The following is a 22,256-nucleotide window of genomic DNA, read 5'->3' on the forward strand; positions in this document are numbered from 1 at the left end:
AAGCATGTTCTTTTATCTGTCCAAGATTTTCTGGTTCGTCGTTCAGCCGCTGTCGCTCGTGATGATCCTGATCGCCTTCGGGTTGGTTGCGGGGCTCGTCGGCTGGCGCAAGCTGTCGGCCTGGCTGACAGGCGTCGGTCTTGCATCGCTGCTGGTGATCGGGCTCTCGCCGCTCGGGCTATTGATGATGAACGGGCTGGAAGACCGTATCCCGCGGCCACCGCTGCCCGAACGGGTGGACGGGATCATCATTCTCGGCGGCGCACTGGACACCCGCGTCTCGGGCTCGCGCGGTGAACCCGAGTTGAACGACGCGGCAGACCGGGTCACCGAGGGCGTTGCCCTGGCACGGCGCTTTCCGCAGGCCCGGGTGATCTTTTCTGGCGGCAATGCAAGCGTCTTCGCCGACGATATCAGCGAGGCGGGTGTTGCCGGCCGGCTGATGGAAAGCCTTGGGCTGGAGCCTGGCCGGATCGAGCTGGAGGACCGCTCGCGCGATACGTACGAGAATGCCGTGCAGACCCGGCAGATGGCCGAGCCGCAGCCCGGAGAGGTCTGGCTTCTGGTTACCTCCGCCTTCCACATGCCGCGTGCCGTCGGCTGCTTCCGGGTGGCCGGCTTCGACGTGGTCCCCTGGCCGGTGGATTATCGCACGCCCACGGGTGCGGCGGTGTGGCGGCCATCGGCTGCCAACATCCGCAACGTCGAGAAGGTGCATTTCGCCATTCGCGAATATATCGGGCTTGCGGCCTACTGGCTGTCCGGGCGCACCGACGCGCTGCTACCGCGCGCCTGACCCGCCGTCCGGCCGTCCGATACGGTAGATCCCCTTGAAGTCCTGCGGATCGACGGGACGTCCCTTGCGATAGACGCCGACCTGGCCTTCGCCGGCCAGTTCCACGACCGCCCGTCGCACCGGCTGCATCAGCAGCCGCCAGACCTTTTCATCCGACCCCGCCAGCGCACGGGCAACTTCGGACGGGCAGACTGTCTTGGGGGCCTCGCGTTCGTCCAGCATGCGCAGGATCGTGTCGCGGATATCGGAATGGGAGGTGATGCGCTGGGTCAATGGTTGGGTCCGGAAGGTGCAAGGGCGCGGAGCGCATCGGAAAAGTACTGGCGGCGAAACAGAATGATGGTCAGGCCGATGGTGGTTGCGATCAGCACATAGGGCCCCAGGAACCAGCCGAGATAGGCGACCCCGAAGAAAATGGTACGCAGCCCGGTGTTGAAGTGTCGGCCGGCAATGACGTTCATGCGCGTGGCGCGTTCCAGCGCCATTGCCGCCGCATCGGGGTCGGCGTCGGCTTCCATCCGCATGGGGATCGCACCGACGAGTATGGTGCAGTAGTTGAACAGCCGGTAGGCCCAGCCGAACCGGAAGAAGGCAAGGGCGAAGATGGCCATGACGCCCAAGAGCTTCAACTCCACCTGCGCGCGGTCCGCCAGGCCGGACAGGGGAAGGTCCTGGGCGATGACGGCGATCTGCTCCGCAGACCCCATGAGGGCGAAGCAGCCGCCGATTGCAAAGATGCAGCTCGATGCGAAGAACGCCGTTCCCTGCTGCAACCCGGCCATGATGGCCGTATCGATCATCCGCAGGTCGCGGCGCATCAGGGTCTGCATCCAGACCGATCGTTGCTCGTTCATGCGCGCCGTCAGGCCGCGCCGGCTCATCGGGCTGCGGTCGGCGACGTAGCTGTAGACGATCCAGCCCCCGACGAAGACCAGGAAGGCAATCTGGTTGAGCGTATCGAATGGCGCGAGGAAGCTCATCGGGGCATACCTTCTTCTGCGTGACCGGCCCTTTCGCGGCACCCTGTCTTGACCGCGATCCTTGCGGACGGCAAGACGCTGGCATGGTGCTCAACATGATAAAGCTGTGCGTCGGCGTCGACACGGTCGAAGATCTGGAAAGCCACGTCGCCTTGCGGCTGGCCGCCGCCCGTGCGGCCGGATTGCCGGCCGAGCAGACGCATCGAACCCGCGTGACGCCCAAGCGCGCGGCCGAGATACTCGACGGCGGCTCGCTGTACTGGGTCATCAAGGGCAATGTCCAGCTTCGACAGCCGATCCGCCGTTTCGACGCGGTTACCGAGGCCGACGGCATAGAGCGTTGTCATATCGTGCTGGAGCCTGTCTTCCAGCGTACGGCGTGGCAGCCGCGCCGTGCCTTTCAGGGCTGGCGGTATTTGACAGGCGAGGATGCGCCGCCCGACCTTGGTGCGGACGATGCCTCGATTGCGGCCCTGCCGCCCGAACTCAGGCGGGAGCTTGCCGCACTCGGCCTCTTGTAGTTTCAGCCCTTGGCGCTGCCCATGCGCAGCGACAATGCCCGTCCGCCGAGCGGCGAGCCGACCCGTATGCGAACCCGCGTGGTCGGCTGCGACGACCGCCAGGCACGTGCGCCATGGCACAGCAACAGGCTGACGAGGTCTTTGGCGCGCAGCCGCGAGCGGCCATCGCGCAGTTCCGACAGATGGGCGGCGGCATCGCCGATGAATGTGCCTCCCATTGCCGGGCGCGCATTCGCGACCGTTTCGGTGGCCTTGGATTCGGGTTCAGCCGTCAGCATGGTGCACCTTCGTCTCGTCTGGTCTGTGGTCAGTTGGCGACTGCGTAGCAGGGGTAGGATCGGGTCTGCAGCGCGCTGCAGGCCGCGTCGGCTTCCGCCTTGGACTCGAAGCCTGCGAAGCGTGCGCGGTAAAGCTTGTCGTTGCCGTTGGCGACGATCTCGGTGACCGGGCGGGCGTTTGCCAGGGCGGCGCCTGCAATCAGTCGAGCCTCGTCAAGCATGGCGTCCGCCGTTTCGCGGGCGGGTGTCGCCGCGATCTGCACAACCCAGCTGCGCGACTTGACCGCTTCCGCCACGGGAGAGGCGATGGAGCCGGTGGGCGAATGGTCGATGGATGCGGACGGAATCGGCGCCCGGGGGATCGGCGCGCCCGGCATGCCGCTGCGTGCCGGCGCCATCTGTGGCGCTTCCAGCGGGCGGGTGGCGCGGGCGGGGCGGCTCGGCTCGGCTGCGAGGGCGTTGGCCGTCGGAACCGAAAGGCGCTGGGCCTGGCTGCGCTCGTTCATGGCGGCGCGAAGCGCATCCCGGCCCATCGAGGGGCGGCCTGATGGCGTCGCGATGGCGTCGGCCACTGCGCCGGCGGCATTGGTGCCGTAGGCGGTCGCCACGCGGCTGTCGATCGATTCGGAACGCAGGGTCGGCAGCGGTCCCGTCTTCGGCAGGTCCGCGACGCGGGATGTAGAGGCCACCGCGCCCGGAGCGGCGCTGCGGCCCGTGGGCGACCAGGATGCGACCAGCGGCCCGCCGGAGCGCCCGCTGGCCTGCGGCAGATATGTCTTGATGAGCTCGGCCATGTGCGCATCGCGGGAGGCGCCTGTGCGACCGCCCATCACCACGGCGACGAGCTTCTTGTTGCCGGTCGCGACAGAGCTGACGAGGTTGTAGCCCGAGGCGTTGATATAGCCGGTCTTGATGCCGTCCACGCCGTCGATCCGGCCGAGCAGGCGGTTGTGGCCATTGATCGTCTGCCCGCGGAAATTAAAGGAGCGGGTCGAGAAGTATTTGTAATATTGCGGGAAATGCTCCCGAAGCGCGATGCCGAGCGTCGCCATGTCGCGCGCCGTCGTCTGCTGGCCGGCATTGGGCAGGCCGTGCGGATTGCGGAACGTGGTGCGCGACATTCCAAGGCCACGCGCCTTGGACGTCATCATTTCGGCAAAGCGCGTTTCGGTGCCGCCCAGATACTCGGCGATTACCATGGAGGCATCGTTGGCCGAGCGGGTGATGAGGCCGTAGATGGCTTCTTCCACCGTCAGGGTGCCACCGGCGCGCACGCCGAGCTTGGTGGGCGGCCGGGACGAGGCATAGGCCGACACCTTCATCGGCGTCGAAAGCTTGGCGCGCCCGGTCTCCAGCGCCTCGAACATCAGGTACAGCGTCATCATCTTGGTCAGCGACGCCGGGTAGCGCAGATCGTCGCCGAAGCGGTTGAAGAGAACCTTGCCGTTATTCGCGTCGACGACGAAAGCGGCATATTTCTCGTTCGCCGATGCCGAGCCCGCGGTTGCAGACAGGGCGATGCCGGTGCCCACCAAGGCCACCGCGCAGGTGCGCACCAGACCGGTCAGGGCGGCTTTCAGACGTGTACGGAAGACTGGCACGTTCGAGGCTCTCTTGCTTCGGGTGGCGCCACGGCGGCGAGTCGCCGGGGCATTTCTGCAACTGTCACCGTCCAACCGTAGAGAGGCAGCCTTACCAATCCGTTTATGGTTGAAGGTTCGTTTGCAACTTCCACCGAATTCCCATGGCCGCCCTACGGCGCACCTTAACCGTCCGCGATTCCCCCTTTGGCCGCAACGCACAATCGGTTGCGTTTTATTGTGCAATGCAATATACTGGCGGGGTATTGTTGCATTGCAGCACATTCAATCGAAGGGAGTGAGGACATGACGGCATACGACGACACCAGCCGCATCGGCAAAGAGGCGATGGACGGCGCGTTGAAATTGGTTTCTGCCATGACGCGCGGATTTCAGATGCTGGCTTCGGAGACGGGTGACTACACCAAGCGCTCCTACGAGCAGTCCACCGAGCTGATGGAGAAGATGACGCAGGTCCGCACCCTGGACAAGGTGTTCGAGCTGCAGGCCGATTATGCCAAGGCGGCTTACGAGGGCTGGGTCTCGCAGGCGACGAAGATGAGCGAAATCTGCTCGGACATGGCGCGCGAAAGCTACAAGCCCTTCGAAGGCGTCCTGAATAGCTTCCCCAAGCCGCAGGCTTTCAAGGCCTGACCATCCGGCAGGGTGCGCACTACGCGCACCGCCAGACACATCCTGCAAACCGCGTCCGGCAACGGGCGCGGTTTTTTTGCTTTACTGGTAAACATTCGAACGTTAGAGCGCATAAGATATCGTTATGAATGATGGTGGTTAAAGCGTTATGGCCATTAAGAAGCTTGTCGGGCCGGCAACGGCGCCGAGTTCAGATGTCTTTCTGTGGGATGGATCCGGCGCCGTCAGGGTTGTGGCGGGGTCGACTGTGTCGATCCAGGCCAAACGCGGCATTCGTTATCGTTTGCAGAACAGCATGGATCCGAACGGCAAGCTATTCAAGGGAGACGTTTTCGCTCTCAGGGACAATGACGACAATCTCGTCGTGCTTTTGCAGGACCACACGAAGATCGTCCTTGAGGACTTCTTCCTGGCTTGCGACGATGCGGCCTGTGCCATCGAACTGCCAAGCGTGGAAAACCACCTCAAGATGATCGATGGTGGCACCGACACCCCGATGATCGCCAAGGATGGTACGCAGTACATCTATTCGTTTTCGGCGTCGAACGAACCGATGTCGATGATCAATGCGTTTTCCACGCAATACGGCATCACAAAAGAGGTCGGCGATCTGGTTGCCAATGTGTCGCTGCAGCGGCCGATGTACCTTCCGGTTCTCGGTGGGCTGGGCGGGCTTGGCGTTGCCGGCGCAACGCTGGGCGGTGGCTCCGGCGGCGGGTCTGACGCCGGGTACGTTGTTACGACTGTCACGACGCCGCCCCTGGTCTCAGAGGCCAAAAGCATGCACGTATACGGGAACGTGATCGCGGGCCCGGTTATCGATGGTCACGGTCTGGAAGTCAGCTTTTACGATCTGGACGGCCACCTCATTCTCGGCCCGATCGCCATCGCCAGTGACGGGACATTCGAGACGGACTTGCCTAAGGGGTACCGCGGCGTTCTGCTGGCTCGTGTTTCAGACAAATCCGATGGCCCAGACTACCTTGATGAAGCGACGGGGAAGCCAGTCGACCTTCCGGGAGAGCTTCGTCTCTATCTCTTTGTGAATGGCGCGGGGTCCACCGCGGTTACGGTGTCGCCTCTTTCGGAACTGGCGGTCCGTTACGCAGAGAAGACCGCGGGCCAAGGGGTTGTCGCGGAAAGCGCGGCCAAAGCGGCAAATGATTACGTTGCTGCCGCTCTCGGTATTCAAGGTGAAATTCATCAGCCGGCAGCAGCCGTCATCGACAGGTCAGGGCAGGTCAGCACCGGCTCCAATTATGTCGGCAAGCTTCTGGCGTCGATGTCCGGGCTATCGGCGAATTTCGGTTATGAGCAATCATTCGAGTATATGCTGCTGGCCTTGGACAAGAACGACCTGAACACCCCGGCTTACGTGCTTTCCTTTGGCGCGCACGCGGTCGACAAGGCAAATCCAGATGTGCATCTCGTCGATTCCATCGCCAGTGGCTCGCCGATTTTCGCGCAGGCGAACGAGGTTCGCCTGGCGGCAATGGATGCGATACAGCGCGATATAAGAATCTACGTTCTGTCTAACATCGGCCCCGACGATGCGGCGAAGATGTCTGCTGATACGCTGAGCCATCTGTCGGCGGAAGATATGGAGTACATTCCAGCCGAAGCCCTGGCGCATATCGACGCGTCTCGATTGGCAGCAGCTCAGTTGACGTTTCTGTCGAGCGAGCAGATGCAAGCCCTTTATGGGCTGCACGTCCAGACCCAGGATTTCGGTACGGGCTTTGATTTCACGCTCAACAGGCGTCCCGAATTGTTCGGCACATTGAGTGCGCCACTACCACAGGGCGCATCCTTGACGATCATGGTTGATGACGAACAGATCGGGTTTGCGACATTGTCGGAGGATCGTCTGAGATGGACATTCAATCCATCCCTGGACCTCTACACAACTTCAAATTCCCTCAGTGTTGCTGTGAGTACGCCGGAGATGTCGTCCCTGCAACCAGGCGAGCCGCTGAACATCGACATCCGCAGCGTCGCCATGCTGTATACGAGCGAGATCGGACAGTTGCCGGCAGATTATTTAAGCAATGTCAACGCCGGATCCTTTGATGGGCTGACGGTCGAGCAGCTTAAGGCGCTGACCGTTGCTCAACTGACTGTAATGAGCAACGAGCAGAAACTGCATGCCTTTTCTCCCAGTATCGACAGTCTCTTTTCCAATGGACATCAGTCCACGTCACTTCAGGTCTCCGCTGACGGATTGGAGCTTCATGGAAGCGTGAAGGCGCCCATTCCCGACGGGGTAAGTCTTCGCGTGCCGATGTTCGAGGACGGGCAAATGGTCGGTGAGGTCGATGTGACCGGTGAGACATGGATTTGGAAGCCGACTGGCCCGTTGGAAAACGGTCCGCATTACTTTACTGCCGGTAGCGCGATCAGTGCCAATACGGTGATTGCGATGGTGGATTCGATCGATCCCCACATCAGCAACGTAATGGCGCGTGTGAATGGGGCCTCGAGCTTGTCAGCACAGGTCGGGAACGAGCTGAAATTCTTGGTGTCGATGACCGAGCCAGTCACCGTCGATACAACGGCCGGAACCCCGACGCTGAACATCGTTATCGGATCTACCGTGCGTCATCTGGCGATGGCATCTGTGACCAGCTCACTGCTGGAATTCACCTATCAGGTTGCCGACGGTGATGTTGATATGGACGGCATTACGCTTGGTGAGGAGACGCTATCGTTGAATGGTGCCAGCATTCGTGACCTCGCCGGAAATGACTTGGCGCTGGATGGCCAGATCCACTTTTACGGCAGCATGAAGATCGGGGTCGCCAACTCGGCGTATCCCGATCAATCGCCATTCCCGGTCTAGGCCTTTATCGTATCGACCCCTCGCGATCATTGACTGCCGGGCCGGAAGCGGCTCGGCAGTATGCGTTTCGGCGTCTTTTCGACAGTGCCGATATGGCTTCGGTGCAAGTTTTCGGTCGTGCCCTTGCGCCCACCGTCAAACGGGGCGACCATCCATTTCGTGGTTGGGACCATGGCGTCGACATATCGCATCGGCGAATGCCTTAAAATGGCGTCGCTAATGCTTACATATCGATCCATGACGATGGTGGCATTGAGAGACACGGACTTGGTCGAGGCGCAATCGGTAATCATCATGCAAGCCGGGCAGGCGGGCGACGGCGACACGGATCGCGGTACGTCCGTCATCACGCGCACAAAGACGAAAACCAAAAGGCCGAGTCTTTACAGGGTCCTTCTGCTCAACGACGATTATACCCCGATGGAGTTCGTCGTTCATGTTCTCGAACGCTTCTTCCAGAAGGACAGGGAAGCAGCCACCCGTATCATGTTGCACGTGCACAAGCATGGTGTCGGTGAGTGCGGAGTTTACACATACGAGGTCGCGGAGACGAAGGTCACGCAGGTCATGGATTTCGCCCGTCAGCACCAACATCCGCTGCAATGCGTGATGGAAAAGAATTGAGGTGAAGCTTGCCTACATTTTCTCCCAGTCTCGAACGGTCGCTCCATCAGGCGTTGACATTCGCCAATGAGCGTCACCAAGAGTTCGCCACCCTGGAACATCTTCTTCTGGCGCTGCTGGAAGATGCCGACGCGGCGGCCGTGCTGCGTGGATGCAGTGTCGATATCGACACGCTGCGCGGAGCCCTTGTCGACTATATCGATACCGAACTTGCGAACCTCGTCACCGGCAGCGACGAGGATTCCAAACCGACGGCCGGTTTCCACCGGGTCATCCAGCGGGCCGTCATCCATGTCCAGTCTTCCGGCCGCGAAGAGGTGACGGGCGCCAACGTGCTTGTCGCCATCTTCGCCGAACGCGAAAGCCATGCCGCCTTCTTCCTGCAAGAGCAGGAGATGACCCGATACGATGCCGTTAATTTCATTTCCCACGGAATTTCCAAGCGACCCGGTGGCGCCGAAAGCCGATCCGTTCGCGGAGCTGAGGACGAGCAATCGACCATGGGGCAATCGCACGAGGAAGAAGGACGCCGCAAGGAGAAGCAGGATGCGCTCAGCGCCTACTGCGTCAACCTGAACGAGAAGGCGCGCACCGGGCGGATAGACCCGCTGATCGGCCGCGCCGACGAGATCAACCGCACCATCCAGGTGCTGTGCCGCCGCTCCAAGAACAACCCGCTCTATGTGGGCGATCCGGGCGTCGGCAAGACGGCGATCGCCGAGGGCCTGGCCAAGCGCATCGTGGAAGGCGACGTGCCCGAGGTGCTGGCCGATGCCACCATCTTCTCTCTGGATATGGGTACGTTGCTGGCCGGCACGCGCTATCGCGGCGATTTCGAGGAGCGGCTGAAGCAGGTCGTGAAGGAGCTCGAGGATTATCCCGGCGCCGTCCTCTTCATCGACGAGATCCACACCGTCATCGGTGCGGGCGCCACCTCGGGCGGCGCGATGGACGCGTCCAACCTGTTGAAGCCGGCCTTGTCCTCGGGGGCGATCCGCTGCATCGGATCAACCACTTACAAGGAGTATCGCCAGTTCTTCGAGAAGGACCGGGCCCTGGTGCGCCGCTTCCAGAAGATCGACGTCAAGGAGCCCAGCATCGACGATGCGGTGTCGATCCTGAAGGGATTGAAGCCCTATTTCGAGGAGTTCCACCACGTTCGGTTCACCAACGAGGCGATCCGTTCTGCCGTGGAGCTGTCGGCCCGCTACATCAATGACCGCAAGTTGCCCGACAAGGCGATCGACGTCATCGACGAAACGGGTGCGTCCCAGATGCTGCTGCCGGAGTCCCGGCGCAAGAAGCAGATCGGTGTCAAGGAGATCGAGGCCACCGTTGCCACCATGGCGCGGATACCGCCGAAATCGGTTTCCAAAGACGACGAGGCGGTGCTGGCCAATCTCGACGCGCAGCTCAAGCGGGTCGTGTATGGGCAGGATACGGCCATCGACATGCTGACGGCCGCGATCAAGCTGTCGCGGGCCGGCCTGCGCGAGCCCGAGAAGCCGATCGGCAGCTATCTGTTTTCGGGCCCCACGGGTGTCGGCAAGACGGAAGTGGCCAAGCAGCTTGCGGCTTCGCTAGGCATCGAGCTTCTACGCTTCGACATGTCGGAATACATGGAGCGGCACACGGTTTCGCGGCTCATCGGGGCACCTCCCGGATATGTCGGCTTCGACCAGGGCGGGCTTCTGACCGATGGCGTCGACCAGCATCCGCACTGCGTGCTGCTGCTGGACGAGATCGAGAAGGCGCATCCAGACCTGTTCAACATCCTTCTGCAGGTTATGGACCATGGCAAGCTGACGGATCACAACGGCAAGCGTATCGATTTCCGCAACGTCATCCTGATCATGACAACCAATGCCGGCGCGGCTGATATGCAGAAGGCGTCCATCGGCTTTACCTCCGCCAAGCGGAGGGGGGACGATATGGAAGCGATCAACCGGCTGTTCACGCCGGAGTTCCGCAACCGTCTGGATGCGATCATTCCGTTCGCACCCTTGCCGACGCCGGTCATCCATGAAGTGGTCCAGAAGTTCGTCATGCAGCTCGAGGCGCAGCTTTCGGATCGTGGCGTGACCTTCGAGCTTGAGCCGGAAGCCATCAAGTGGCTGGCCGAAAAGGGCTATGATGAGAATATGGGTGCCCGGCCTCTGGGGCGGGTGATCCAGAAATACATCAAGACGCCGCTGGCGGACGAGGTCCTGTTCGGAAAGCTGAAGCGGGGCGGCACCGTCAAGGTGTCGGTTGTGGATGGCGCCGACGGGCAGGAACTGAAGCTTGAGGCGATTGCCGACGAGGCGCCGGCGCGCCGCAAGTCTGCCGAGAGCCGGAACCGCCGCCAGGCCCGTGTCGAGGAAGAGCAGGATGATTACGATGGCGGCGATGTCGCCGTCGCATCCCCGCCGAAAGCCGCGTCGCGGCCCGACGCGAAGCAGTCCGAGGCACGGCGCGGCGGCACGGTGCCGAAGGTCCCGCGCAACAAGCAATAACCACGCATTGTGACGTGGATGGGGAAGGGGCCTTGCGGCCCCTTCTTCGTTTGCGGTGCTATTTCGGGTAGCAAGTCACCCTTACCAAGTGTAGGTGATGACGGTCTTGGAGGGGCCGTGGCGATGGGGACTGTGCCGGGGGGAGATGCGTCGGGGGCCGCCTGGTTCCTGCGGGGAATGCGGGGCATTCTGTCGGTGCCGGCGCTGATCCTGACCGTGTCGATGGTCGGCTTTGCAGGGCTTGCCCGCGAGGCGGGCATAGACTGGCTCCACGCAGCTTTCATGACGTTCACCATCTGGGCGCTGCCGGCCAAGATCATCGTGGTCGGCGCCATCACGGCAGGACTTTCCCTGCCGGCTGCCGCGCTTGCCGTGGCTTTGTCTTCCGTTCGCCTGATGCCGATGGTCGTGGCGCTGATGCCCGAATTGCGCGCACCGCGCAGCAGCCGCTGGAGCATGCTCTTCCTGTCGCATTTCGTGGCGATCACCTGTTGGGTCTTTGCTATGGAGCATCTGCACGCCGTGCCACGCGACAGGCGGCCGATATTCTTTGCCGGGTTCGCCGTAACGCTGACGCTGATCAACACGATAGTGGTTGCCATCGCGTTCAACCTGATGGGCCATTTTCCACCGCTGGTGGCCGGAGCCCTGGCGTTTCTGACGCCGGTCTACTTCCTGTTGTCGCTCTTCGGATCGGCGCGGGAAGCCTCCGGCCGCTACGGCCTCTTCGTCGGCATGGCGCTCCTGCCTGTCGCGCACTGGCTTGCCCCCGGCTTCGACATCCTGATCGCCGGCATCGTCGGCGGGCTCATCGCCTTCGCCATCGGCCGGATGGAGGCAAGGAATGGGTGAGCTGACGTTTTTCGGCCTGCAGCAGCCGTGGTGGCCCTATCTCTTCATCCTTCTTGCAGGATGGCTGCCAACCGATATCTGGCGCTTTCTCGGCGTGCTGTCGGCCGGCCGCATGTCGGAACGCTCGCCCGGCATCGCGCTGGTGCGCGCCGTGGCCACCGCGCTGGTGGCGGCCGTCATCGCGCGGCTGGTCCTTCATCCCGGCGGCACGCTGGAGGAAATCGCGATGGCGTGGCGCGTCGGCGCTGTCTGCATCGGCTTTGCGGTCTACATGGCCGGCCGGCGCAGCATCGTTGCAGGCATCCTGGCCTCGCAGGTCGTTTTGCTGACGGGCGCCTGGCAGGCCGGGCTTATCTGAACGCCGCGCGGATCCTGCGCGCCTGCTCCTCGAGAAGGGCGCTATCGGCCATTCCGGACGCGTGTGATTTCAATTCCACGCCCTCGTAGCGGGGGACCACATGGATATGGAGGTGGAATACCGTCTGCCCGCCGGCCGCCTCGTTGAACTGGGACACCACGATTCCGTCGGCGCCCATGCCTTCCTTCACCGCGCGGGCCAACCGCGCAACGATGGGCAGAAGCTGCGCCAGGGTCTGCTCTTCTGCATCGAGCAGGTTGCGCGACGGCGCCTTGGGCAGCACGAGGCAATGACCGGGCGATTGCGGCATCACGTCCATGATCCCGATGGCCTCGGGCAGATCGAACAGCTTGATGGAGGGGATCTCACCCTTGAGGATGCGGGCGAAGATATTGTCGTCCTGATACGCTGTCGTCATGCTCAAACCCTGTCCCTGATATTCGCCAGTCACTGTCATTCACCTTTGCGGAACGGTGTTTCCGCCGCAAGGGAGGCCTGCTCGGCGATCATGGCGCGCCGCTCGCGCACAAGATGCTCATCCACGGCCCGCCGCAGCCCCTGATGTGCCAAATAGTGGTAGGATCGCGTCAGGACCGGCTCGTAGCCCCTGGCGATCTTGTGATCGCCCTGCGCGCCGGCTTCGACGACCTCCAGCCCATGCGCCAGCGCGTAGTCGATCGCCTGGTTATAGCAAAGCTCGAAATGCAGGAAGGGATGGTCTTCGATACAGCCCCAGTAGCGACCGTAAAGGCGATTTGGGCCGATGACGTTCATGGCGCCGGCGATATATCGCCCATCGCGGCGCGCCATGATGAGCAGAATTTCGTCGGGCATCGTTTCGGCAATGATGCGGAAAAACCGCCTGTTCAGATAGGGGCGTCCCCATTTGCGGCTGCCGGTGTCCATGTAGAAGGCGAACATGGCGTCCAGCGCTTCTTCCGTCAGCGTAGAGCCGCTGAGCCATTCGACCTCGATGCCCTCGGTCAACGCGTCCCGCCGCTCTCGTTTAAGAGATTTTCTCTTGCGAGAGGAAAGATTTGCAAGAAAATCCTCATACGTTGCGTAACCGCGATTGAAGAAGTGATACTGGATGTCGAGGCGCTCCAGCAGCCCGGCCTCGGCAAAGGCCGCGGCGTCTTCCTCCAAGACGAATGTCGCGTGAGCTGAGGATAAACCGGTCTGGCCGACATAGGCGATGATGGAGCGCGCCAGGAGTTCGCGCGCGGCGTCGTCCGCCTTGCCGGCCAGAAGGCGCGGGCCGGTGACGGGAGTGAACGGAACGGCGACCTGAAGCTTTGGATAATACTGCCCGCCGGCGCGCTCGAAGGCGTCGGCCCAGCCGTGGTCGAAGACATATTCGCCCTGGCTGTGCAGCTTCAGATAGGCGGGGACCGCGCCGATCACAACGCCATCGCGTTCCAGCAGCAGATGCTGGGGAAGCCACCCTGTCTCTTCGCCGACGCTTCCCGATTGCTCCAGCGCATCCAGGAAAGCGTGGCGCAGAAACGGGTTGCCGCGCCCGTCCGGGGCGGCAAGCGCGTTCCAGCGGCCCGCATCCAGTGCCATGATACGGTCGGCCACGCGAAGGGTAAGGCCGCTCGACGCGCCGCCGGAACGGTTCTCATCTCGGTTGACGGGCATGGAATCTCCCGACCTGTCGTGGGCCGCCGGAAACGACAGGCCAAAACCTATCGTGGGAGGAAGCCCTCGAACGTCATCTGATCGACATAGGCGTGGCTGCGCTCCACATCGTCCGGTGTGCGCACAGTCCAGCTTATGACGGGTAGATGGAGTTCCTGCCGCACCCATTCAACGAAGGGATTGGGCAGGTGATGCACATTGTAGGAAACGAAGTCGCAGCCCCGCTCCACGATCGCGCGGTGCGCGGCCAGCTTTTCGTCGCGCGTGCCCTCGGCGGTCAGACCCAGCGGCACCTTGCGACGCAGCGGCAGGGCATCTGCAAGCAGCCAGTCGTCGAAGGACATGAGCGCGAGCGGCCCATCATAAGCTTCGATCGTCGGCGTCAAAGCCTGCACGAAACCGGTGTCCGCCGCCGCACTTGTGCCCTTCATCTCGACGACGAGTGGAACGCGTCCCGCAACCAGCTCCAGCAGGGCGGCGAGCGTCGGTATGCCATCCTGAGTACCGGCCAGCTCTATCGCCCCCAGCTCGGCCGAACCGAGGCTCGATACCGCCGTCTCCATGCCGGCCATGCGGGCGAGATCGCCATCGTGAAACACCACCGGAACGCCGTCGGCCGCGATGTGGATGTCGCATTCGATGGCAAAGCCCGCCTCCATGGCGGCGCGGAACGCCGCCATGGAGTTTTCAGCGATTGTCTTGTTGCCGTCGTGCAGGCCGCGATGGGCGATGGGACGCCGCGTCAGCCAGTCGAACGCGGATAGGGGGCTGTCAGGCAATCTCGAACACAGCCTCGATCTCGACCGCGGCTCCCATCGGAAGCGCCGGAACGCCGACCGCGGAGCGCGAATGCTTGCCGATATCGCCCAGAAGCTCGACCAGCAGGTCGGATGCGCCGTTGGCAACCTTGTGCTGATCGGTAAAGGAGGGCGCGCTGGCCACGAAGACGGTGAGCTTCAGCAGGCGGCGAATCCGCGTGAGGTCTCCGTCGAGGGCGGCCTTGGCCTGGGCCAGGATGTTCAACGCACAATGGCGGGCGGCTTCCTGCCCCTGTTCCAGGCTCACGTTTTCGCCCAGCGTACCCGTGACCGCAAGGCCACCATCGGCCATCGGTAGCTGTCCGGATGTCTGGAGGATGTTGCCATAGGTGACATAAGCGACATAATTGGCCGCCGGCGCCGCTGCGGCGGGAAGCTTGAGGCCCTTAGCGGCAAGACGGCTTTCAAGGGAATCTGTCATGGATACTCCGACTGCATGTTGCGGGGCGAATGTCCAACGGCGCGTCCAATAAGGCAAGGGGATCGAAGGTTTTGCCGAGCATCCACAACGGAACCCGCTTCGCCATCGTGGCCCTTGGCCTGCTTGCGGCCAGCCTTCCGGCTGCCGCCGCGCCGCTGCGGCCGCATCAGGCGGTCTACGACCTGTCGCTTGCCGGGCAGACGGAAGATATCCTTGCCGTCGAGGGGCGCATCGCCTTTACGCTCAACGCCAAGGCCTGCGGCGACTATGACCTCGATTATCGGTTTGCGGCGCGGTTCCATAAGGATGGGGAGATGACCCTGACGGACCAGCGGACCCGGTCCACCGAACGCGCCCATGGAAAGGAATTCTCGTTCGAGACGACGACCTTCGTCGACGGGCTCGACCAGGGGGCGGTAAAGGGCGCGGCGGTCAATGTGCCGGACGGCACCGATGTGACGCTGAAAGAGCCGGTCATCCGCGATTTCAAGCTTCCGCTGTCGCGCTTCCCGCTGAGCCATACGGAAGAACTCATCACCCAGGGCCGTAAGGGAACCCGCTTCTTCGAGGCGCGCCTGTTCGATGGCGACCCGGAGGCCGAAAAGCTGCTGACGACCACATCCGTCATCCTGCCGGTCAATGACGGCACGCCACCGGCGGAGGGCGGCCGCACGGCTGAGGAGCTGGCCGGGCTCAAATCCTGGATGATCGACGAATCCTACTTCAACAGCGATTCCGACGAGGACGGCCAACCCGTGTTCCGCGCCCGCTACCGGCTTTACGAAAACGGCGTGTCGGATCAGATGCTGCTGGATTTCGGCGCCTACGAGTTGAAAGGCGACCTTGCAAACCTTAAATATCTGACGTCGCCGGACTGCGAATAAAAAGCCATCCGGCGCCATACCAGACGCGGTGACCGTGTTGTCCGGCTTGCCTTTGCGGCCGGCATGTTGTATGCGCCGCGCTATTCCACACACGGATATCGGGTTCTGTCGCGAGGCGGCGGCTCCCACCGGTGGCGGTTCAACCGCTTCTATCCGTGGAGGTTAAACCGGTCAAAAGGATAGATCGATATGGCTCTGCCAGATTATTCCATGCGCCAGCTTCTCGAAGCCGGCGTTCATTTCGGGCACCAGACCCACCGCTGGAACCCGCGCATGGCGCCGTACATCTTCGGCGCGCGCAACAACATCCACATCATGGACCTGTCGCAGACGGTTCCGATGCTGCACAAGGCGCTGCAGACGGTGTCCGACACCGTTGCCCGTGGCGGCCGCGTGCTGTTCGTCGGCACCAAGCGTCAGGCATCCGAGCTGGTGGCCGATGCGGCCAACCGTTCGGCCCAGTACTACGTCAATGCGCGCTGGCTCGGCGGCATGCTGACCAACTGGAAGACGATCTCCAACTCCATCCAGCGTCTGCGCAAGCTCGACGAGATCCTGACCGGCGAAGCCCAGGGTTTCACCAAGAAGGAGCGCCTGACCCTGCAGCGCGAGCGCGACAAGCTCGACCGCGCGCTGGGCGGCATCAAGGACATGGGCGGCGTTCCGGACCTGATCTTCATCGTCGACACCAACAAGGAAGCGATCGCCATCGACGAGGCCAAGCGCCTCAACATTCCGGTCGTCGCCGTCGTCGATTCCAACAGCGATCCTTCCCGCATCGATTTCCCGATCCCGGGCAATGACGATGCATCGCGCGCCATCGCGCTGTATTGCGACCTCATCGCCCGCGCGGCGGTCGACGGCATCGCTCGCCAGCAGGGCGCCATGGGCGTCGATGTCGGTGCGATGGAGACCGCCCCTGAAGAGGCGGCCGCTGCAGAAGAGGCCGAGACCGGCGAACAGAGCGCCGCGGCCTGAGGCCAACCGGCCGCTAGCCTTTCCAGATCGATGGCGCCCGTAATGCGGGCGTCATCTTCGTGGCGCACCTTCCCCCGGACCGGTGCGCCCGTTTGTTTCCGGGGGTGGCATGCCGGACATCCGCTCCCTTAAATTGATACAATAGAAGCAGGATCCGGCATCCCGAACCGGGTGCCGCCGAACCTGCCCCAGCCCAAAGGCCTATCCATGACAATTACCGCTTCGATGGTGAAGGAACTGCGCGAGAAGACCGGCGCGGGCATGATGGACTGCAAGACCGCTCTTGCCGAGACGAATGGCGACATGGAAGCCGCCATCGACTGGCTGCGTGCCAAGGGCATCGCCAAGGCCGACAAGAAGGCCGGCCGCACGGCCGCCGAGGGTCTGGTCGGCGTTGCCGCCGGTGACAACAAGGCCATCGTCGTAGAGGTCAACTCCGAAACGGACTTCGTCGCCCGCAACGATGCCTTCCAGGCGCTGGTGCGCGACATCGCCGAAGTCGGCCTTGCCACCGAAGGCTCCACCGATGCGGTCGCTTCCGCAACGATGCCGGGCAGCGGCAAGTCGGTCTCCGACACCGTCAAGGATGCGGTCGCTACCATCGGCGAGAATCTCGGCCTGCGCCGCACCGCCATGCTGAGCGTCTCCAACGGCGTCGTCGCAACCTACATTCACAACCAGGTTGCCGACGGCCTCGGCAAGCTCGGCGTGCTCGTGGCCATCGAGTCGGACGGCGACAAAGCCGCTCTGACGCAGTTCGGTCGCCAGGTGGCGATGCATGTCGCCGCGACGAACCCGCTTGCCCTCAGCAACGACGAAGTCGACAGCGCGACCGTCGAGCGCGAGCGCGCGATCTTCATCGATCAGTCGCGTCAGTCCGGCAAGCCCGAGAACATCATCGAAAAGATGGTCGAAGGCCGCATGCGCAAGTTCTTCGAAGAGGTCGTGCTGACGAGCCAGGCGTTCGTCGTCAACCCCGACCTCACCGTCGGCGCCGCGCTTAAGCAGGCCGAAGGAACGTTCGGCGCCCCGGCGCGCATCACCGGCTTCATCCGTTTCGCGCTGGGCGAGGGCATCGAGCGTGAAGAAAGCGACTTCGCCGCCGAAGTCGCCGCTGCCGCCGGCAAGAAGTAATCAACCGTTACGAATGTGGATTGGAGGGGCGTCCGCTTGGCAAGCGGACGCCCTTCCTGTATCGCAAGCCAACGTTACGTCGCGCTGTCAGGTCCAGGTTGGAAATCGTTTTCCGCCGACGGTCCGTGACGGTCGGACCATGGCTCGACAGGGAAGACTGACCTTGCGTTACAAAAGCGTACTTCTGAAAGTATCCGGCGAAGCGCTCATGGGCGCGCAGGGATTCGGCATCGACGTCGCCGTCGCAGACCGGATCGCAGCCGACATCCGCCAGGTGCGCGAACTCGGCGTCAAGATCTCCGTCGTCATCGGCGGCGGCAACATCTTCCGCGGCGTCGCCGTGGCGTCCAAGGGCGGAGACCGCGTCACGGGCGACCACATGGGCATGCTCGCCACCGTCATCAACGCCCTCGCGTTGCGGACCTCCCTCACCAAGATCGGCGTCGACGCCATCGTGCTGTCGGCCATCGCCATGCCGGAGATCTGCGAAAGCTTTTCCCAGAGGGCGGCGCTTGCCCATGCGCAGGCCGGCCGTGTCGTCATCTTTGCCGGCGGGACGGGCAACCCCTTCTTCACCACCGATTCCGCTGCCGCCCTGCGCGCTGCCGAGATGGGAGTGGAAGCGCTGTTCAAGGGCACCCAGGTCGATGGCATCTATAGCGCCGACCCCAAGATCCATCCCGATGCCGAGCGCTACGAAACGCTGACGCACGATGAAATCCTGCGCAAGGGCCTGGCCGTGATGGATATCGCGGCCGTGGCGCTGGCGCGCGAAAACCATATCCCCATCGTGGTCTTCTCGATCCACGAAGGCGGCGAATTCGCCCGGATCATATCCGGGCAGGGGCGCGCGACCATCGTGTCCGACTGACGCGCCGCCACACACATTTCCAAAAGAGGACAGAACATGGCCGACTTCGACGTCAATGAAATCAAGCGCCGCATGGATGGAGCCGTGAGCGCCTTCAAAAGCGATCTTGCCGGACTTCGTACGGGGCGGGCCTCCGCTAATCTTCTCGATCCCATCACGGTCGATGCCTATGGGTCATCCATGCCGATCAACCAGGTCGCCAACGTCACCGTGCCGGAATCCCGCATGATCGCCGTGTCCGTATGGGACAAGTCGATGGTGGGTGCGGTGGAGCGCGCTATCCGCGAAAGCAATCTGGGCCTCAACCCGATCACCGACGGAACCACGCTGCGCATTCCGCTGCCCGAGTTGAACGAGCAACGCCGCAAGGAACTGGTCAAGGTTGCGCACCAGTATGCCGAGAACGCCCGTGTGGCCGCGCGCCATGTGCGCCGCGACGGAATGGAAACCTTGAAGAAGATGGAGAAGGACGGCGACATCGGGCAGGATGACAGCCGCCAGACGTCCGACAAGGTCCAGAAGATGACCGACGACACCGTGTCGGAGATCGACAGGCTGCTGACCGCCAAGGAAGGCGAGATCATGCAGGTCTGACCGGGCGCCGGCTGGGTTCGAAGAAAAGGCAGGTCGACGTGCGGCACCCCCGACATATCGCGATCATCATGGACGGTAACGGCCGCTGGGCAAAGGCCCGTGGCCTGCCGCGCACCATGGGGCACCGCCGTGGGGTGGAAGCGCTGCGCGAAGCCGTGCGCGCTGTCGGTCAACTGGGCATCGAGGTTCTGACCCTGTTTGCCTTCTCTTCGGAAAACTGGCGCCGGCCCCAGGACGAAGTCAGCGAATTGATGTCGCTGCTCAAGATATTCATCCGGCGGGATCTGGCGGAACTGCATCGTGAGGGCGTGCGCGTGCGCATCATCGGCGCCCGCGACAATCTTCCGGCCGATATTCTCGGCCTTCTGGAAGAGGCCGAAAGCCTGACGCGCGGCAATACCGGGACGACGCTGGTGATCGCCTTCAATTACGGCGCGCGCGACGAGATCGCACGGGCCGCGCGGCGCATCGCCGAGCGCGTCGCGGCCGGCGAACTGCGCAGCGAAGATGTCGACGCTTCCACGATGGACGCTCACATGGATACGGCGGGGCTGCCCGAGCTCGACCTTATCATCCGCACCAGCGGCGAGCAGCGGCTGTCCAACTTTCTTCTTTGGCAGTCGGCCTATGCCGAACTGGTTTTCCTGCCTTGCCTATGGCCCGATTTCGACCGCGCCGCGCTGCAGGGCGCACTGGATGAATATGCCTCGCGAGATCGCCGCTTCGGCGCCGTCTCGCAAGAGATCGCGTCCTGATCGATGGGCCTGGAGATCGGACGGTTCCTGCGTGTGAAATCCTGGGGCGATCTCAAGCCGCGCCTGATCTCCGCCGTCATCCTGGGTCTGGCGGTTCTGGCACTGGCCATCCTGGGCGGGCTGCCGTTCCGTATCCTGTGCGTCGTCACCGGTTTCATCGTCTTCGATGAGTGGACGCGCATCACCGGTGCCAGGCGCGCCGGGCCGCTGTTCGACGTCGCGCGGAACGCGCTTGCCCTGTCGCTTCTGGCCTTCCTGTTTCATTTCGAGCTGCTGGCGCTCGCCATCGTAGCCTTCGTCGCAGTGTTCATCGCCTTCGTCGACCGGCGCGAAAAGCGGGCCGACTGGGTGGCCGGCGGCCTCGTCTACGCCGCCATCGCCGGGCTTGCGCCGGGTATGGTGCGGGGCGAGGATGTCGAGGGCCTGGCGGCGCTCGGTCTGGTCATCTGCGTCGTCTGGTCTACCGACATCGCGGCCTATTTCAGCGGTCGCACGTTCGGCGGTCCGAAGCTGATGCCGCTGGTCTCGCCCAAGAAGACGATTTCCGGCGCGGTTGGCGGGCTTGTCGCCGGCGTCCTGGCCGGGTGGCTCTACACCCATCTCGTCAGCGGCGATGTCGGTTTCGGCATCCTGTTGCTTTCAGCCGTCCTGTCGGCTGTAGGGCAGGCGGGCGACCTCTATGAATCCTGGGTCAAGCGCCGTTTCGGCGTCAAGGATTCCGGCCGCCTGATCCCCGGCCATGGCGGCCTGATGGACAGGATCGACGCCCTTATCTTCGCCACGGCCGTCCTATGGCTTACGGGGCTGTTCGCCAGCGAGCTTGAAGAACCCGCGCGCGCCATATTTCACCTTTAGGTTTTTCGTACATCCTCATCTGGAGATTGCCACGTCATGGAAGCAGCGGGCGCACTCGGTGCGATCTGGGACAGCGCTCTCGTCAAGGTCGTTCCGTTTCTTTTCGTCCTGACGGTCATCGTCTTCTTCCACGAGCTCGGCCATTATCTGGTCGGTCGCTGGTGCGGCATTCGCATCCTGGCTTTCTCGGTCGGCTTCGGCAAGGAACTGGTCGGCTTCACCGACAGGCACGGCACCCGCTGGAAGCTCTGCATGATTCCGCTGGGCGGATACGTGAAGTTCCTGGGTGACGAGAACGCCGGCAGCATGCCCGACAGGGACGCGCTGGAGCGCATGGACGACGCCGACCGCCGTGGTGCGTTCCACGCAAAAAGCGTCGGGCGCCGCGCCCTGACGGTGGCTGCGGGTCCGGTCGCCAACTTTATCCTGGCCATCGCGATCTTCGCGGCAGTCGCCTATTTCAACGGACGTGTCGTCGGCGATCCGGTGGTTGCCGAAGTGCAGGTGGATTCGCCGGCCGCAACCGCGGGTATATTGCCGGGTGACAGGATCGTCAGCGCGGATGGCCAGGACATCGCCTATTTCGGCGACTTCCAGCGTCACGTCGCCTCGCGCGCCAATATCCCGATCGCGATCGTCGTAGAGCGTGGCGGCGCGCAAGTGCCGCTGACCGTAACCCCGCAGGAGCGGACCCAGACCGATCCGTTCGGTAACGAATACACCATGCCGGTCGTCGGCATCGTGGCCACGGATGCCGCGTCATCCTTCCGGGTCGAGGAATTGACGGTCCTGCAATCGCTGCAGTTCGGCGTGTCGCAAACCTGGTTCGTGACCGAGCGCACGGTGGACTTCATCGGCGGGCTGTTCCGTGGCGCTCAGCCGGTGGACCAGATCGGCGGGCCGATCCGCATCGCGCAGATGTCGAGCCAGGCGGCGACACTTGGCTTTGCCACTCTTCTCAACATGGCGGCCTTGCTGTCCATCTCGATCGGCCTCTTGAACCTGCTGCCGATTCCCATCCTCGACGGTGGCCATCTGCTGTTCTACGCGGCCGAGGCGATCCGCGGAAAACCGCTGAGCGAACGCACGCAGGAGATCGGTTTCCGAATCGGGCTGGTGCTTGTAATGGGGCTCATGGTATTCGCATTCTCGAACGATCTCCTGCGGCTCGGCTAAGCTGCGCCGCAAGGGGTCAGGGGACATCAGGGGGTTTGCCGATCGTTAACCATACGGGGCCGTTGCCGTGTCGATTTCGCAACGCTTTCGTGAATCCTAAACGGATTCAGGCCCAGTCTGGTTGAACGCATCCGCAAAGCCGATACAAGGCA

Annotated in this window: 24 protein-coding genes; 16 read left to right on the forward strand and 8 right to left on the reverse strand. The window is 62.9% G+C overall.

Going from position 1 to position 22,256, the window contains the following annotated elements; all coding sequences use genetic code 11:
- Positions 1-4 precede the first annotated feature (4 nt).
- Entirely contained in the window at positions 5-796 is a 792-nt protein-coding gene (locus tag AUL31_RS04500) for a YdcF family protein (protein ID WP_060601961.1), read from the forward strand.
- On the opposite strand, the gene AUL31_RS04505 is transcribed toward AUL31_RS04500, so the two are convergent.
- Both AUL31_RS04505 and AUL31_RS04510 read right to left on the reverse strand, forming a co-directional pair.
- Complete coding sequence (locus AUL31_RS04505) at positions 782-1,069, reverse strand: DUF3253 domain-containing protein (RefSeq protein ID WP_073469016.1); 288 nt, start codon at positions 1,067-1,069, stop codon at positions 782-784. The genes AUL31_RS04500 and AUL31_RS04505 overlap by 15 nt on opposite strands.
- Positions 1,066-1,776: a DUF599 domain-containing protein gene (locus AUL31_RS04510; RefSeq protein WP_060601965.1), complete on the reverse strand. Its 711-nt coding sequence runs from the start codon at positions 1,774-1,776 to the stop codon at positions 1,066-1,068. The genes AUL31_RS04505 and AUL31_RS04510 overlap by 4 nt, the downstream gene beginning before the upstream one ends.
- An 83-nt stretch (positions 1,777-1,859) precedes the next feature.
- Here AUL31_RS04510 and AUL31_RS04515 point away from each other — a divergent pair, with 83 nt between their 5' ends.
- Positions 1,860-2,297: a DUF1489 family protein gene (locus AUL31_RS04515; RefSeq protein ID WP_060601969.1), complete on the forward strand. Its 438-nt coding sequence runs from the start codon at positions 1,860-1,862 to the stop codon at positions 2,295-2,297.
- Between the two features lie 2 nt (positions 2,298-2,299).
- Here AUL31_RS04515 and AUL31_RS04520 read toward each other — a convergent pair whose 3' ends face one another.
- Positions 2,300-2,575: a hypothetical protein gene (locus tag AUL31_RS04520; RefSeq protein WP_060601972.1), complete on the reverse strand. Its 276-nt coding sequence runs from the start codon at positions 2,573-2,575 to the stop codon at positions 2,300-2,302.
- A gap of 29 nt (positions 2,576-2,604) precedes the next feature.
- Complete coding sequence (locus AUL31_RS04525; protein WP_457912010.1) at positions 2,605-4,116, reverse strand: serine hydrolase; 1,512 nt, start codon at positions 4,114-4,116, stop codon at positions 2,605-2,607.
- Between the two features lie 345 nt (positions 4,117-4,461).
- On the opposite strand from AUL31_RS04525, the gene AUL31_RS04530 reads away from it, so the two are divergent.
- From AUL31_RS04530 to AUL31_RS04555, 6 genes are all read left to right on the forward strand, one after another.
- The gene (locus tag AUL31_RS04530) at positions 4,462-4,809 is read left to right on the forward strand and encodes a phasin family protein (protein ID WP_060601975.1); all 348 of its coding nucleotides are present in this window, start codon (positions 4,462-4,464) and stop codon (positions 4,807-4,809) included.
- A gap of 148 nt (positions 4,810-4,957) precedes the next feature.
- Complete coding sequence (locus tag AUL31_RS04535; RefSeq protein WP_060601979.1) at positions 4,958-7,648, forward strand: hypothetical protein; 2,691 nt, start codon at positions 4,958-4,960, stop codon at positions 7,646-7,648.
- 294 nt (positions 7,649-7,942) lie between these two features.
- Positions 7,943-8,272: an ATP-dependent Clp protease adapter ClpS gene (clpS, locus tag AUL31_RS04540; protein WP_060602095.1), complete on the forward strand. Its 330-nt coding sequence runs from the start codon at positions 7,943-7,945 to the stop codon at positions 8,270-8,272.
- A gap of 8 nt (positions 8,273-8,280) precedes the next feature.
- Entirely contained in the window at positions 8,281-10,767 is a 2,487-nt protein-coding gene (clpA, locus tag AUL31_RS04545; protein ID WP_060601983.1) for an ATP-dependent Clp protease ATP-binding subunit ClpA, read from the forward strand.
- Positions 10,768-10,890: 123 nt separating this feature from the next.
- Positions 10,891-11,619 carry an AzlC family ABC transporter permease gene (locus AUL31_RS04550; RefSeq protein WP_060601986.1) on the forward strand — a complete coding sequence of 243 codons (729 nt, stop codon included), beginning with the start codon at positions 10,891-10,893 and terminating at the stop codon, positions 11,617-11,619.
- Positions 11,612-11,977: an AzlD domain-containing protein gene (locus tag AUL31_RS04555; protein ID WP_060601990.1), complete on the forward strand. Its 366-nt coding sequence runs from the start codon at positions 11,612-11,614 to the stop codon at positions 11,975-11,977. The genes AUL31_RS04550 and AUL31_RS04555 overlap by 8 nt, the downstream gene beginning before the upstream one ends.
- Here AUL31_RS04555 and AUL31_RS04560 read toward each other — a convergent pair.
- From AUL31_RS04560 to AUL31_RS04575, 4 genes are read right to left on the reverse strand one after another with little or no spacing between them, the layout of a single operon-like run.
- On the reverse strand, positions 11,970-12,395 hold the full coding sequence (locus AUL31_RS04560; protein WP_060601994.1) for an HIT family protein: 426 nt from the start codon (positions 12,393-12,395) through the stop codon (positions 11,970-11,972). The two genes, AUL31_RS04555 and AUL31_RS04560, sit on opposite strands and share 8 nt — an antisense overlap.
- 35 nt (positions 12,396-12,430) lie before the next feature.
- Positions 12,431-13,618 (reverse strand): GNAT family N-acetyltransferase, encoded by a 1,188-nt coding sequence (locus AUL31_RS04565; RefSeq protein ID WP_060601998.1) that lies wholly within the window; start codon positions 13,616-13,618, stop codon positions 12,431-12,433.
- Between the two features lie 47 nt (positions 13,619-13,665).
- Entirely contained in the window at positions 13,666-14,397 is a 732-nt protein-coding gene (locus tag AUL31_RS04570; protein ID WP_060602002.1) for a glycerophosphodiester phosphodiesterase family protein, read from the reverse strand.
- Entirely contained in the window at positions 14,390-14,857 is a 468-nt protein-coding gene (locus tag AUL31_RS04575; protein WP_060602005.1) for a RidA family protein, read from the reverse strand. Before AUL31_RS04575 ends, AUL31_RS04570 begins: the two co-directional genes overlap by 8 nt.
- A gap of 71 nt (positions 14,858-14,928) precedes the next feature.
- On the opposite strand from AUL31_RS04575, the gene AUL31_RS04580 reads away from it, so the two are divergent.
- From AUL31_RS04580 to rseP, 8 genes are all read left to right on the forward strand, one after another.
- On the forward strand, positions 14,929-15,741 hold the full coding sequence (locus AUL31_RS04580; RefSeq protein WP_159439788.1) for an EipB family protein: 813 nt from the start codon (positions 14,929-14,931) through the stop codon (positions 15,739-15,741).
- Between the two features lie 189 nt (positions 15,742-15,930).
- Positions 15,931-16,719 carry a 30S ribosomal protein S2 gene (gene rpsB, locus AUL31_RS04585; protein WP_060602012.1) on the forward strand — a complete coding sequence of 263 codons (789 nt, stop codon included), beginning with the start codon at positions 15,931-15,933 and terminating at the stop codon, positions 16,717-16,719.
- Between the two features lie 207 nt (positions 16,720-16,926).
- Positions 16,927-17,853 carry a translation elongation factor Ts gene (gene tsf / locus AUL31_RS04590; RefSeq protein ID WP_060602016.1) on the forward strand — a complete coding sequence of 309 codons (927 nt, stop codon included), beginning with the start codon at positions 16,927-16,929 and terminating at the stop codon, positions 17,851-17,853.
- 139 nt (positions 17,854-17,992) lie between these two features.
- A complete protein-coding gene (pyrH, locus tag AUL31_RS04595) occupies positions 17,993-18,724 on the forward strand; it encodes a UMP kinase (RefSeq protein WP_409359937.1) in 732 nt (243 codons plus the stop codon).
- A gap of 36 nt (positions 18,725-18,760) precedes the next feature.
- Positions 18,761-19,318: a ribosome recycling factor gene (frr, locus tag AUL31_RS04600; protein ID WP_060602019.1), complete on the forward strand. Its 558-nt coding sequence runs from the start codon at positions 18,761-18,763 to the stop codon at positions 19,316-19,318.
- On the forward strand, positions 19,315-20,073 hold the full coding sequence (locus AUL31_RS04605; protein ID WP_409359938.1) for an isoprenyl transferase: 759 nt from the start codon (positions 19,315-19,317) through the stop codon (positions 20,071-20,073). The genes frr and AUL31_RS04605 overlap by 4 nt, the downstream gene beginning before the upstream one ends.
- 3 nt (positions 20,074-20,076) lie before the next feature.
- Positions 20,077-20,928 carry a phosphatidate cytidylyltransferase gene (locus tag AUL31_RS04610; RefSeq protein WP_060602022.1) on the forward strand — a complete coding sequence of 284 codons (852 nt, stop codon included), beginning with the start codon at positions 20,077-20,079 and terminating at the stop codon, positions 20,926-20,928.
- 36 nt (positions 20,929-20,964) lie between these two features.
- Positions 20,965-22,104: an RIP metalloprotease RseP gene (gene rseP, locus AUL31_RS04615; protein WP_060602027.1), complete on the forward strand. Its 1,140-nt coding sequence runs from the start codon at positions 20,965-20,967 to the stop codon at positions 22,102-22,104.
- Positions 22,105-22,256: the final 152 nt, after the last annotated feature.

Origin of the sequence: Aureimonas altamirensis, assembly GCF_001463885.1 — a bacterium.
Taxonomy (GTDB): Bacteria; Pseudomonadota; Alphaproteobacteria; order Rhizobiales; family Rhizobiaceae; genus Aureimonas; species Aureimonas altamirensis.

Coding starts and splice junctions, on each gene's coding strand:
- AUL31_RS04500 (WP_060601961.1), top strand. CDS start 5: ATGTTCTTTTATCTGTCCAAGATTTTCTGGTTCGTCGTTCAGCCGCTG.
- AUL31_RS04510 (WP_060601965.1), bottom strand. CDS start 1,776: ATGAGCTTCCTCGCGCCATTCGATACGCTCAACCAGATTGCCTTCCTG.
- AUL31_RS04515 (WP_060601969.1), top strand. CDS start 1,860: ATGGTGCTCAACATGATAAAGCTGTGCGTCGGCGTCGACACGGTCGAA.
- AUL31_RS04520 (WP_060601972.1), bottom strand. CDS start 2,575: ATGCTGACGGCTGAACCCGAATCCAAGGCCACCGAAACGGTCGCGAAT.
- AUL31_RS04530 (WP_060601975.1), top strand. CDS start 4,462: ATGACGGCATACGACGACACCAGCCGCATCGGCAAAGAGGCGATGGAC.
- AUL31_RS04535 (WP_060601979.1), top strand. CDS start 4,958: ATGGCCATTAAGAAGCTTGTCGGGCCGGCAACGGCGCCGAGTTCAGAT.
- clpS (WP_060602095.1), top strand. CDS start 7,943: ATGCAAGCCGGGCAGGCGGGCGACGGCGACACGGATCGCGGTACGTCC.
- AUL31_RS04550 (WP_060601986.1), top strand. CDS start 10,891: ATGGGGACTGTGCCGGGGGGAGATGCGTCGGGGGCCGCCTGGTTCCTG.
- AUL31_RS04555 (WP_060601990.1), top strand. CDS start 11,612: ATGGGTGAGCTGACGTTTTTCGGCCTGCAGCAGCCGTGGTGGCCCTAT.
- AUL31_RS04560 (WP_060601994.1), bottom strand. CDS start 12,395: ATGACGACAGCGTATCAGGACGACAATATCTTCGCCCGCATCCTCAAG.
- AUL31_RS04565 (WP_060601998.1), bottom strand. CDS start 13,618: ATGCCCGTCAACCGAGATGAGAACCGTTCCGGCGGCGCGTCGAGCGGC.
- AUL31_RS04575 (WP_060602005.1), bottom strand. CDS start 14,857: ATGACAGATTCCCTTGAAAGCCGTCTTGCCGCTAAGGGCCTCAAGCTT.
- rpsB (WP_060602012.1), top strand. CDS start 15,931: ATGGCTCTGCCAGATTATTCCATGCGCCAGCTTCTCGAAGCCGGCGTT.
- tsf (WP_060602016.1), top strand. CDS start 16,927: ATGACAATTACCGCTTCGATGGTGAAGGAACTGCGCGAGAAGACCGGC.
- pyrH (WP_409359937.1), top strand. CDS start 17,993: ATGGCTCGACAGGGAAGACTGACCTTGCGTTACAAAAGCGTACTTCTG.
- frr (WP_060602019.1), top strand. CDS start 18,761: ATGGCCGACTTCGACGTCAATGAAATCAAGCGCCGCATGGATGGAGCC.
- AUL31_RS04610 (WP_060602022.1), top strand. CDS start 20,077: ATGGGCCTGGAGATCGGACGGTTCCTGCGTGTGAAATCCTGGGGCGAT.
- rseP (WP_060602027.1), top strand. CDS start 20,965: ATGGAAGCAGCGGGCGCACTCGGTGCGATCTGGGACAGCGCTCTCGTC.